Here is an 11,438-nt window from a genome sequence, read left to right on the forward strand (position 1 = left end):
GCCATGTTAGATCAAAATACTTCAGCCCAACTTAAAACCTTACTGCAACGTCTGGAAAGCCCGATTGAACTGGTCACGACTTTGGACGGTTCGGACAAGTCTGACAAAATCAAGGAACTTGTAGAAGAAATTGCGGCACTGTCTGATCAGGTGACTGCACGCTTCGATGGCACGAACAGCCGTGCACCAAGCTTTGGTGTGGCCAAAGCCGGTGAACAGCCGCGCGTCAACTTTGCCGGTTTGCCGATGGGGCATGAATTTACTTCCCTGATCCTGGCATTGCTGCAAGTCTCCGGGTATGCCCCAAAAGTCTCGGATGAAGTGTTGGCGCAAATCAAGGGTCTGAACCTGACTGCTGACTTTGAAGTGTTTGTCTCTTTAAGCTGCCATAACTGTCCGGACGTGGTGCAGGCCCTGAACCTGATTGCGATCAATAACCCGGGCACAACGGCTACCATGATTGATGGAGCGTTCTTCCAGGACGAAGTGGAACAGCGCAAGATCATGGCGGTTCCGATGCTGTTCCAAAACGGCAACCATATCGGTCAGGGCCGCATGACTTTGGAAGAGATCATTGCCAAACTGGATACTAATTCAGCAGCCAAAGATGCCGAGAAGCTGAATGCCAAAGACGCGTTTGATGTGCTGGTGATTGGTGGCGGCCCGGCTGGTAACACCGCAGCGATCTATGCAGCCCGTAAAGGCATCAATACCGGGATCGTGGCGGAACGCTTTGGCGGTCAGGTGATGGATACCATGGACATTGAAAACTTCACTTCGGTGAAGAAAACCCAGGGTCCTAAATTTGCGTCTGAAATGGAAGCGCATGTGCGTGAATATGGTGTGGACATCATGAACCTGCAACGTGTTTCTAATATTAAAGGTGCCGATGAAACCGCCAACGGTCTGGTGGAAGTGACTTTAGAGAATGGTGCGAAGCTAGAGTCGAAAACCATCATCCTGTCTACCGGTGCACGCTGGAGAGAGATGAACGTTCCGGGTGAGCAGGAATACAAGACCCGTGGGGTAGCCTACTGCCCGCACTGTGATGGCCCACTGTTTAAAGGCAAACGCGTTGCGGTGATTGGTGGCGGGAACTCGGGTGTGGAAGCTGCGATTGACCTGGCCGGGATTGTCGAGCATGTAACTTTGGTGGAATTTGATACCAAATTGCGTGCCGATCAGGTCTTACAAGACAAGCTTAACAGCTTGCCAAATACCACCGTGATCAAGAATGCCTTGTCGACTGAAGTGGTGGGTGACGGTTCACAGGTGACGGCACTGAAATACAAGGACCGTGCCACTGATGAAGAGCATACAGTTGAGCTTGCAGGGATCTTTGTACAGATCGGCTTGTTGCCAAACACCGATTTCCTGAAAGCATCAAAAGTTGCTCTGTCAAACCGTGGCGAGATCGTGATTAACGAGCGCAACGAAACCAACGTGAAGGGTGTGTTTGCTGCCGGTGACTGTACTACGGTTCCGTACAAGCAGATCATTATTGCCACCGGTGAAGGTGCCAAGGCATCGCTATCTGCTTTTGATTACATTATTCGTAACGCGTAATTATCACAAGTAACAGCAAAGTTGTTCTATCAGGCTTGTATCATTGCTTTAGTGGTATAAGCCTTTTTTTTCACTCATTTTTTCATAAAAAATAATTACATTTAATTAACAATTTTAGCTCATTATTTGTGCATTTTTTTCGTTATATTCAAAATACCCCTATTTAGGTGGGTGCCACAATTAGAAGGAAATGAAAATGAATAAAGTGCTTATTGCTTTAGGTCTTGCTGCTAGCGTTGCCTTGGTTGGTTGTAATAAACAAAAAGAGCCTGAGACCGGTGCAACCACTGGTGAACATCTTGAAAATGCAGCTAATCAAGCCAGTCATGATATTTCTGATGCAACAAAGGAAGCAGAAGCTAAAACTCAAGCGGCCACTGATGAAGCAACCGCTAAAATTGAGGCAGCAGGTAATGAAGCTGCAGCTAAAACTGAAGCTGCAGCGAAGGATGTTAAAAATGCAGCGAAAGAAGCTACTGCAAATACTGCCGGTGCTGTAGAGCAAGGTGCTTCTAATGTTCGAGAAAGAACTCAACAATAATTTAAAATCATTAAAATAAAAAAGCTCCTTAAAAAGGAGCTTTTTTATTGATTAATCTTGCTTTTTTATTCATATTTCTTTTATGGCAATCCTAATAACCAATAATTAAGTGCATCTCTATATGGCACATTTTTATCATCTGGAAAAACATTATATTCAAAGAACAGACTGATTACGTGCCGCAATGCTTGATGCCAATGATGGAATCGTTTCCGTCACCCACCTCATTATGGGGATGGCTGCCAGTGGTGCATCTTCCCATACCTTGTTAATTACCTGCATTGCCGGCCTCATTTCAAGTGCCAGTTCCATGGCAGCCGGTGAATATATTTCTGTCAAATCTCAAGTCGATATTGAAAAGGCAGATCTAGACATGGAAGCACGTGAGCTGTAACGTAATCCTCAACATGAATTGAAAGAACTCACACAAGTTTATATTAAGCGTGGTTTAACAGCTGAATTAGCACATGATGTGCCGTTCAGCTTACTGCCAAAAATACCCTGGAAGCTCATGTACGCGATGAAATTGGCATTCATGAAAATACCGCAGCACCCCCCCCCTTACAGGTAGCAGGCTCCTCTGCCCTTACGTTTTCTGTCGATGCTTTATTTCCCATGATTTCTATTTTAGTCAGCCCCGAGCAATACGTTTCTGTGTTGGTCATTATTGTGGGCATTTTATCATTGGCGGGATTAGGTGCTATGTCCGGTTATTTTGCAGGTATATCTAAAATTAAGGGCAGTTTGCATGTCGCAATTTGGGGAATTATTGCCATGGGCTTTGCGACCTGGATCGGCTCATTATTTAATGTCAGCCCGATTTAATTTTAGTTATTATTTTTGTAAATATATTTAATCAAATATTATTAATTATAAATTTAATAATCTATTAATTTAAATAATATTATGCGTGAATAATACATTAAAATATCCCGATTAATTTAATCTATTTTTATTCTCCCATGTCTATTATTGCTGCAAAATCCAACCGGTCTAATCTGTCGGTTTGAGTTGCTCTTTTTCTTTTGCTGGTCGGCACGCTAGGTGCCTATCAAATTGTAGGGCTGAATCAAGCCTTATTGTTTTTGGTTGGGGGTGCTTTGGGCATGACCTTGTATCATGCATCCTTTGGTTTTACCTCAAGCTGGCATGTTTTTATTAAGGAACGTCGTGGTCGTGGCTTACGTGCCCAAATGATCATGCTTGGTCTTGCGGTATTATTGTTCTTCCTAGCCTTAGGCGCAGGTGAGCTGTTTGGCAATCCGGTGAAAGGCAATGTCAGTCCTGTTTCCATGTCTGTGATGATTGGTACTTTTATCTTTGGTATCGACATGCAATTAGGAGGCAGTTATGCTTCGGGTACGCTTTATACCGTCGGTGGCGGTAGTGCCCGCATGATTGTGACTCTTATTTTCTTCCGCTTAGGCTCTTTAATTACCACCACACATTTGGACTGGTGGTTTAACCTGCCACATCATTGCACCCATTTCCATTGTTTCAAGCTTAGGCGTTATTCCTGCACTCATCGTCAGCTTTGTTCTGTTTGCAGCAATTGCATTTGCTACCATCTTTTTTGAGAAAAAACGTCATGGTTCACTTGAAGTAGAACCTATTGCCGAAACTCAAGGTTTTAAACGTTTCTTACATGATCCATGGCCGCTAATTTGGGGAGGCATCATCTCACCCTGTTCAATTTTGCAACTTTAGCTTTAGCTGGTCGTCCTTGGGGCGTGACTTCTGCACTTGCAGTATGGGCAGCAAAATCTGCGAGTTTAATAGGTGTAGATGTCGCTTCTTGGGTCTATTGGCAACAGCCCGCAAATGCCAAAGCTTTATCGGAGTCATTATGGTTCGATATTACTTCTATAATGAACTTTGGCATTATGCTGGGGGCATTACTGGCTGCCAGTCTTGCAGGTAAATTCGCGCCCAACTTCAACATTCCAAAGCGTTCACTGATTGCTGCTATTGTTGGCGGTTTACTATTAGGCTACGGTGCTCGTTTGGCCTATGGCTGTAACATCGGGGCTTATTTCAGCAGGATTGCATCAGGCAGTTTGCATGGCTGGTTATGGCTGATCTTTGCTTTCATCGGCAACAGCCTTGGGGTGAAACTTCGTCCATTTTTCTTTCCCGGTGAACGCCCACAACCTGAAAAACTAACCGATTGTTAATTCTAAAATACTGAAATTAAAAAGCCCATCTCTTGATGGACTTTTTTATATATTCTCTTTTTATAATTTAGTTTAAAGCTGCTTTCAAATTACAACCAAAGCCCATAATTTCTTGTGCCTGACGGTATGTGGTATAACGATTTAAAATAAAGTCATAAAATTGATCAGCATCTGCAAAACTTTTGCTTAAATCTTCATCCTGTGCATGCGGTAATTTTACCTGCCCAATCAACTTCGGGTTTTGATAACCTAAATGATACATCTCGGCAAAATAACCATTCATCATTTCACAATAGGCCTGTTTCACCGGCTTTAATGAAGTACTACTCACTGCATGCAGGTTTAAAGTCTGCAATTGATTCACATCCAGTACCGACTGATCTGAAAAAGCAATATTATTGGTTTTTTTAAATGCCTGATAATCTTTAGATAACTGTTGATTTAAAGTCTCAAAGCGCTGTTGCAAACTTGCAGCATTTTGAACTTTATATTTTTGCACATCAATCTGTGTTTTAGGCTGTTCAGAGCTTGAACATGCTGAAACTAATATACTTGAGATCAAAATCGTAAAAATTAACGGCTTCATCATCACTCGCCCAATAGTCGCATAATACAACACCACATTATGCCTGAAATATCAGGCTAAATTGACTTTTCATTCATATAACGCCAATAGCGTTTCGGCACATATTGAATGTGCAATTTCATGTTTTGTCGTGCTTGAATGTTTACGCTATGAAAATAATTTTTCCATAGCTGATCATATTGCTCCGGATGACGCAGTGCCCAACTCAGCTTGGGATCAACATCAAAATCCAGATTCGGATGTTTTTCATCGACCAGTTCAGTCGCATCAAAACCATAAAAACGCATCAGCCAGTCACTTTGGTATAACCGGTTTTCTCGAAGTAAAGGCGGTGCAGAACCAACCGCCGGTAAAGATTTTTCCTGCTCATTGATGGGAATATAAACGGAGTAATACACCCGTTTCAGTTTAAATTCCTTGTAATGCCGGTCCGCCATTAAAATAATGTCTTGATCGGTTTCACTATGCGCGCCCACGACCATTTGGGTGGTTTGCCCTGCGGGAACAAATTTAGGAACGGAACGAATCAGCTTGCGTTCATCTTTAAACTGAATTAAACGGTCGCGCACAATGCCTAAATCTTTTTGCACTTCTGCATGAGTTTTTTCAGGCGCAAATTTTTGCAAGCCTGCTTCAGTAGGCATTTCTAAATTAATACTCATGCGGTCTACATATAAGCCAGCTTCGGCAATGATGTCCGGTGATGCACCGGGTATGGTTTTTAGATGAATATAGCCATTAAAATTTTCTTCCAGACGTAATTTTTTCACCACTTGCAGCATACGTTCCATGGTGTAATCTGCCGATTTAAATATTCCCGAACTTAAAAACAAGCCTTCAATATAATTACGGCGATAAAAGTTCATGGTCAAATCAACCACTTCCTGCACGGTAAATGCCGCCCGTTTCACATCATTGGAGCGCCGCGAGACACAATAAGAACAGTCAAAAATACAGACATTGGAAAACAGAATTTTGAGTAAGGATACACAGCGCCCATCTTCAGTATAGCTGTGACAAATCCCGGAACCGGTATTGCCCAGACCTTTGTCCTTGTTTTTACGATTACTGCCACTTGAAGAACACGACACGTCATACTTGGCGGCACCGGCTAAAATTTGCAATTTTTCACGGATACGTTCAGACATGAGTAAGCAGCACTCGAAAATAAAAATCCATTATAAAATTTTAATTTTCAGAGAGGTCTTCACTGATCTTAAGCACGACAGAGACTGACGTGTTGTTTGTTATTTAAATAAAATAAAAGTCTTTTTATTTCGCAAGGAAATAACGAATATTATTTGCTTAATTTTCAAGGCTTGGGCAAAGTGATACAGATGAGGAGGAGATGAATATGACTTTATTAAAACAACTTGAGATTAAACATCCTATTTTTCTTGCCCCGATGGCAGGTGTTTCCACCCCAAAACTGGCTGCTGAAGTTTCTAATCAAGGCGGTTTAGGTTCGCTTGGTTTAGGTGCCAGTACTGTTGAAGCTGCCCGTCAGCAAATCTTAGAGACTCAAGCACTCACTCACTATCCTTTTCAGGTAAATTTCTTTTGTCATCAAAGTTCAGAATTAGATTCCCAAGTTGCAGAACAATGGATTCACTATTTGGCACCACAATTTGAGAAGTATCAGGCTGTGCCACCCAAAGAATTAAACTGTATTTATCCCAGCTTTCTCGATAACGACGATTATTTAAATCTGGTTCTAGAAACGCGTCCCCAAGCAGTCAGTTTTCACTTTGGTATTCCACATCCTCATCAAATTCAGGCCTTAAAACAGGCTGGCATTATGACCATGGTGTCAGCCACCAATCTGGCGGAAGCCCTTGAAATTGAAGCTGCAGGTATTGATGTGATTATTGCACAAGGCATTGAGGCAGGTGGGCATCGCGGTATTTTTAACGAAACATTTGACAGTGCTGTTAAAACCTCAGATTTGGTGCAATTGCTAAAACAGTATTGCACTTTACCTATTGTTGCTGCGGGTGGCATTATGAATGGGCAACAAGCCCAGTTATTAATGAAATTGGGGGCAGCAGCCGTTCAACTTGGGACTGCTTTTGTACAATGTAAAAGTTCCAATGCAAATGCTGCTTATCGAAAAGCACTATTTAGCAAACCGATTACTCAAATTAGCACAAGTATTTCTGGCCGTCCTGCACGTGGTTTAATTAATCACTGGCATACCCAAGTCGATCGGCCTGAACGACCGCAAGTCGCCACTTATCCTTATTGCTATGATCTGGGTAAACAACTCAATGCCGTGGCAACAGCACAAGGCGACGATGGGTTTGGTGCATTTTGGGCGGGTACCAATGTAGCTCAAATTCGAGAAATGGAAGCTGCGGATTTGATTAATCAACTGGTTCTGGAAATGAGTCAAGCCTAATTATCCAGGTCAGATAAGCCATAAAAAACCTCTCACTTGAGAGGTTTTTTTATCGGGTATAACTAACGTGTAGCACGATGCCAAGCATCTTTAGCTGCATATTTGGCTTCTTCCCAGTTGAGACGAGACTGATCCTTGGTACTTTCCCACTTGCTTCTTAATTCCGGTTCAACATGCTCAAACTCAGTATCACGGTCATATTGAACCCTATTACCATAACCTACTTGATAAGCATTCCGGTAATCCCGGTCGTAGTCTAAATCACTATAGGTATTTCGGGTTTCATTGAAATAAGGCGTCTTATGATGCTGTTCTCTCCAATACGCATCTTCTTCGGCTGGATTTAGCGCTTCCGCAAGTTCATTACCTGCTACACCGCCAATAATTCCTCCGACTAGACCACCAACTACAGCACCTACAGGGCCAGCTGTAGAGCCAACTGCGGCACCTGCTGCTATAGATCCGAGAGCCGCACCTCCTGCTACACTGCCTATTGCACCAACACTTGTTCCCACAGGATGATCGCCTGCTTCAGTCATATCAGGAACAGAATTACTTTCTGTATCGGTTGTTCTTTGTTGTTCTGGTCGATTATTTGGATTGGTAAGATCAGATTCCGTAACAGGACGATTTGTATTGACCATTTTCTTTCTCCTTCTATCATATCAATATATTCGAGATATGTAGATAAACAGCTTGATGAGCTTCAGAAGAATTTAGCATAGGGCAATTTTAGGTAAGCTCTGTCTTATAAGTGTCCTGATTGGGTGATGTGATGTTGTAGCCTGTAATTCTTTGAGTATTGTTATACAAGTTATGCAAAAAATATTGATAAAGAAAAAAATCACTGCTCTTTATTTTGATGAAACCTTTTCAATAAAGAGCAGTGACCTATGTTGAGCATGATAATAAAAAACCAACAAAAGCCTATTTGGTTTCAAGCAGGTTCACCTGCTCGACCTGTACATCACTCATAATTTCGCCTTGAGCAAGTAGCTGATTAAAATAGTCTTCCACTACATTAAACTGTTCAGCTGTACTTTCGACCTTGTACATATTTTGGCGGAATTCATTGCTTGAACGTAAACCCTTGGTATACCAGGCAATATGTTTACGCGAAATACGGCAACCTGAATATTCACCGTAAAAATCATACAGTTCTGATAAATGTCCTAATAGTACATCTTTCACTTCAGCAATACTTGGTGCTGCAAGCTGTTCCCCAGTTTTCAAATAATGGGCAATTTCACGAAAAATCCAGGGACGACCTTGTGCCGCACGGCCAATCATCACAGCATCTGCACCGGTATAATCCAGCACATACTTGGCTTTTTCAGGACTGTCGATATCGCCATTGGCAATGACTGGAATATTCAACATTTCTTTAACTTCTTTAATTAAAGAATAACGTGCCGTATTCAAGTACATATCTTCACGGGTACGTCCATGCAAAGCCAAGGCTGCAATGCCTGCTTGTTCAGCACGTTTTGCTACACGCAGAATATTTTCATGACCATTTAAATACCCTAAACGGGTTTTTAATGTGACTGGAACATCTACTGCAGCCACCACGGTATCTAAAATTCGCGCGACCAGATCTTCATCTTTTAATAAGGCGGAACCGGCTAATTTATTGCAGACTTTTTTCGCCGGACAGCCCATATTGATGTCAACAATCTGTGCGCCATTTGCTACCTGATAACGCGCCGCTTCCGCTAACTCATTCGGTTCTGAACCGGCAATCTGTGCGGATATCGGTGCCAGTTCACCATCAAAGTTGGCACGGTAAAGACTTTTCTTACTCATGCGTAAGGTCTGGTCTGAAGTCATCATTTCACTGACCGCATGCCCTGCACCAAAATATTTACACAACGTCCGGAATGGGCGATCCGTAACACCTGCCATGGGAGCAACAATTAAATTATTTGACAGTTGATATGGACCAATATACATATAAATTCATCACTTTTTCGACTGGCATAGTATACTTCATCTGCTGTACTGGCTCACCCTTTTGGAATATGTTTTCATTATTATGGAAAAAACTCTTTTTATTTCATCTCGTGTTAAATCTTTGAGTATTCTAGCTTTGTCACTTAGCCTGGCGGCATGTGGCGATAACTCATGGTGGTCGAAAAATCATGAACCAACACTAGAAGAAGATCAAATCAAGCGCCTTATTCCATCACGTGTCCATCAGCGTGCCTCATGGGCTAAAGATATTTACAGTATTACCGATCAGCTGGATATCCCTCAAACCAAAGAAAATATTTGCACTATCGTGGCTGTAGTGGATCAGGAATCCAACTTCATTGCAGATCCGCACGTTTCAGGCTTGGGTGAAAAAGCGGTGAAGGAAGTTCAAGACCGTCTGGATGAAAAATTTAAAAGCAAATTGGGTGATACCCTGGGTGGAACGGTTGCAGGCTATTTTGAAGAAGTTTTAAAAAACCAGCCGAGTCCTGACAATAACTATTTAAGCCAGATGCGTAAGGTGCAAACCGAACGCGAACTGGATGAGTTATATCGTGAAATTTTTAGCTATATGTCAAAGCATTATCATGTCAGTACGCTCACAGGTGCAGCAAAACTGGTCGGACAAGACATTGGTGAAAACTTAAATCCCGTGACCACATTGGGTTCAATGCAAGTCCATATCGGTTATGCCAAAGCACACAAACGTCAAGGTGGCAGCAGTGCCGAATTGCGTACCGATTTATATACTCAATATGGTGGTTTGTATTACGGCATTCATCGCCTGATGATGTATCCTGCCGATTATGACAAGCCCATTTACCGTTTTGCAGACTACAACTCCGGTATGTACTCAAGTCGCAATGCGGCTTTCCAGAGCATGCTGAATGACTTGACTGCAGATGAGCTAGAACTGGATGGTGATCTGCTGCTGTATACCAAAGAGGGTTCTATTCGCTCTATAAGCAGCCAGTCCGAGCGTGATCTGATTAGTGTTTTTGCTGCCAATAATATTTTGGTTACTCCTCGCCAAATTCGTGCAGACTTGAAAAAGGAAAAACAGAAAGATTTTGAAGATACAGCAACCTATCGAGCTGTATCAAAGCTTTACCAAGAGAAAACCGGCAAAAAACCGATTTATGCTATCATGCCTAAAGTGGTCATTTCTGGTCCAAAATTAAGCCGCGATTATAATACCAACTGGTATGCAACCCGCGTCAATGGAAGATACCAATCATGTATGCAACGAGCAAAAAGAATAAAAATCTAGCGCTCTTCGACTTTGATGGAACCCTGTGTACCAAGGACAGTTTCACAGGGTTTATCTTCTATGCACTCTCTAAACGTCATATTGTTAAACAGGGCATAAAAATTCTGCCTTGGATTCAGGCCTACTATTTAAATGCCTATCCTGCACATGCCATGCGTTCTAAATTATTTCGTGCTATGTTTAGTAATGCCAATGCTCCGAAACTGCAACAGTCAGCACAGGAATATGCGGCAAGCCTTATGAATCAATTAAACCACCTTCTGCTGAAACAACTTAAACAGCATCAAGCCTTGGGTGATGATGTGGTTTTAGTTTCGGCATCGGTCGATGTTTATCTCAAGCATGTCTGTACGCTATTAAATATTGACTTAATTTGTACCCAGACTGAACAGGTCAATGAGGTTTATACGGGACAATACACCACACCCGATTGTAGTTCGGAACAAAAAAGACAACGAATTTTAGAAAAATATCATTTAGATGATTATGCGGTGATTTATGCCTATGGCAATAGTCGTGAAGATGATGAAATGCTCGCAATGGCCAATCATACTTTTATGGTGGGGACAGATCAGCAATTACCCGAAATTATCAGTTATAAAAAGTTGGCTTAGTTTTATTAATTAACCCGAATCGCGGATAAGAAATTGACTTGAAAAACTGAAGGACTAGAGCCATCAGTTGAGTTACCACACAAAACTCACAACTCTAGTCCTTATGTTCAATAGTACCGAATTATTCTGTGTAATTGATGATTTCTTTCTTAAATTTGAAGCAACTTATTGGAAATTTCTCAAGCAAAGCAATCACTGCTTAAGAATCCGAAAAGCACAACTGAGTATCTCTGAAATCATCTTTATCACCATTTGGTATAAGTGTTCTCACTTCAATAATTTCAAAGCATTTTTTTCATGGTTGAAACAGGATAG

At 42.0% G+C, this 11,438-nt stretch carries 9 protein-coding genes and 3 pseudogenes; 8 read left to right on the forward strand and 4 right to left on the reverse strand.

The features are described 5' to 3' along the window. Positions 1 to 3 precede the first annotated feature (3 nt). The 4 genes and pseudogenes from ahpF (at position 4) to WAE57_RS04070 (ending at position 4,281) form a co-directional block, all read left to right on the forward strand. Positions 4 to 1,566, forward strand: coding sequence for an alkyl hydroperoxide reductase subunit F (gene ahpF, locus WAE57_RS04055; protein WP_337708459.1), 1,563 nt, complete (start codon positions 4 to 6; stop codon positions 1,564 to 1,566). A 196-nt stretch (positions 1,567 to 1,762) separates the two neighbouring features. Next, positions 1,763 to 2,107 carry a hypothetical protein gene (locus tag WAE57_RS04060; protein ID WP_337708461.1) on the forward strand — a complete coding sequence of 115 codons (345 nt, stop codon included), beginning with the start codon at positions 1,763 to 1,765 and terminating at the stop codon, positions 2,105 to 2,107. 184 nt (positions 2,108 to 2,291) lie between these two features. Continuing rightward, positions 2,292 to 2,932 (forward strand): annotated as a pseudogene (locus WAE57_RS04065) (VIT family protein). 137 nt (positions 2,933 to 3,069) lie between these two features. Further along, positions 3,070 to 4,281, forward strand: a pseudogene (locus tag WAE57_RS04070) (YeeE/YedE family protein). Between the two features lie 67 nt (positions 4,282 to 4,348). On the opposite strand, the gene WAE57_RS04075 reads toward WAE57_RS04070, so the two are convergent. Continuing rightward, positions 4,349 to 4,867, reverse strand: coding sequence for a hypothetical protein (locus WAE57_RS04075; RefSeq protein ID WP_337708463.1), 519 nt, complete (start codon positions 4,865 to 4,867; stop codon positions 4,349 to 4,351). A 56-nt stretch (positions 4,868 to 4,923) separates the two neighbouring features. After that, positions 4,924 to 6,015: a putative DNA modification/repair radical SAM protein gene (locus tag WAE57_RS04080; RefSeq protein WP_337708465.1), complete on the reverse strand. Its 1,092-nt coding sequence runs from the start codon at positions 6,013 to 6,015 to the stop codon at positions 4,924 to 4,926. Positions 6,016 to 6,215: 200 nt separating this feature from the next. On the opposite strand from WAE57_RS04080, the gene WAE57_RS04085 reads away from it, so the two are divergent. Next, positions 6,216 to 7,265 carry a nitronate monooxygenase gene (locus tag WAE57_RS04085; protein WP_337708467.1) on the forward strand — a complete coding sequence of 350 codons (1,050 nt, stop codon included), beginning with the start codon at positions 6,216 to 6,218 and terminating at the stop codon, positions 7,263 to 7,265. Between the two features lie 62 nt (positions 7,266 to 7,327). On the opposite strand, the gene WAE57_RS04090 is transcribed toward WAE57_RS04085, so the two are convergent. Next, the gene (locus WAE57_RS04090) at positions 7,328 to 7,909 is read right to left on the reverse strand and encodes a hypothetical protein (protein WP_337708469.1); all 582 of its coding nucleotides are present in this window, start codon (positions 7,907 to 7,909) and stop codon (positions 7,328 to 7,330) included. A gap of 283 nt (positions 7,910 to 8,192) precedes the next feature. Continuing rightward, complete coding sequence (dusB, locus tag WAE57_RS04095; RefSeq protein ID WP_337708471.1) at positions 8,193 to 9,218, reverse strand: tRNA dihydrouridine synthase DusB; 1,026 nt, start codon at positions 9,216 to 9,218, stop codon at positions 8,193 to 8,195. A gap of 82 nt (positions 9,219 to 9,300) precedes the next feature. Here dusB and WAE57_RS04100 point away from each other — a divergent pair, with 82 nt between their 5' ends. The 3 genes and pseudogenes from WAE57_RS04100 to WAE57_RS04110 all read left to right on the forward strand — a co-directional run. Then, on the forward strand, positions 9,301 to 10,509 hold the full coding sequence (locus tag WAE57_RS04100) for a DUF1615 family protein (protein WP_337708473.1): 1,209 nt from the start codon (positions 9,301 to 9,303) through the stop codon (positions 10,507 to 10,509). Next, a complete protein-coding gene (locus tag WAE57_RS04105; RefSeq protein WP_337708475.1) occupies positions 10,476 to 11,123 on the forward strand; it encodes an HAD-IB family phosphatase in 648 nt (215 codons plus the stop codon). Before WAE57_RS04100 ends, WAE57_RS04105 begins: the two co-directional genes overlap by 34 nt. Before the next feature lie 103 nt (positions 11,124 to 11,226). Further along, positions 11,227 to 11,438, forward strand: a pseudogene (locus tag WAE57_RS04110) (IS982 family transposase); the annotation flags it as partial.

The sequence above is a fragment of the Acinetobacter sp. NS-4 genome (genome assembly GCF_037402435.1).
Taxonomy (GTDB): domain Bacteria; phylum Pseudomonadota; class Gammaproteobacteria; order Pseudomonadales; family Moraxellaceae; genus Acinetobacter.

Bases quoted from the DNA above. Each gene is read 5' to 3' on its own strand.
- ahpF (WP_337708459.1), top strand. From the start codon at position 4: ATGTTAGATCAAAATACTTCAGCCCAACTTAAAACCTTACTGCAACGT.
- WAE57_RS04060 (WP_337708461.1), top strand. From the start codon at position 1,763: ATGAATAAAGTGCTTATTGCTTTAGGTCTTGCTGCTAGCGTTGCCTTG.
- WAE57_RS04075 (WP_337708463.1), bottom strand. From the start codon at position 4,867: ATGAAGCCGTTAATTTTTACGATTTTGATCTCAAGTATATTAGTTTCA.
- WAE57_RS04080 (WP_337708465.1), bottom strand. From the start codon at position 6,015: ATGTCTGAACGTATCCGTGAAAAATTGCAAATTTTAGCCGGTGCCGCC.
- WAE57_RS04085 (WP_337708467.1), top strand. From the start codon at position 6,216: ATGAATATGACTTTATTAAAACAACTTGAGATTAAACATCCTATTTTT.
- WAE57_RS04090 (WP_337708469.1), bottom strand. From the start codon at position 7,909: ATGGTCAATACAAATCGTCCTGTTACGGAATCTGATCTTACCAATCCA.
- dusB (WP_337708471.1), bottom strand. From the start codon at position 9,218: ATGTATATTGGTCCATATCAACTGTCAAATAATTTAATTGTTGCTCCC.
- WAE57_RS04100 (WP_337708473.1), top strand. From the start codon at position 9,301: ATGGAAAAAACTCTTTTTATTTCATCTCGTGTTAAATCTTTGAGTATT.
- WAE57_RS04105 (WP_337708475.1), top strand. From the start codon at position 10,476: ATGTATGCAACGAGCAAAAAGAATAAAAATCTAGCGCTCTTCGACTTT.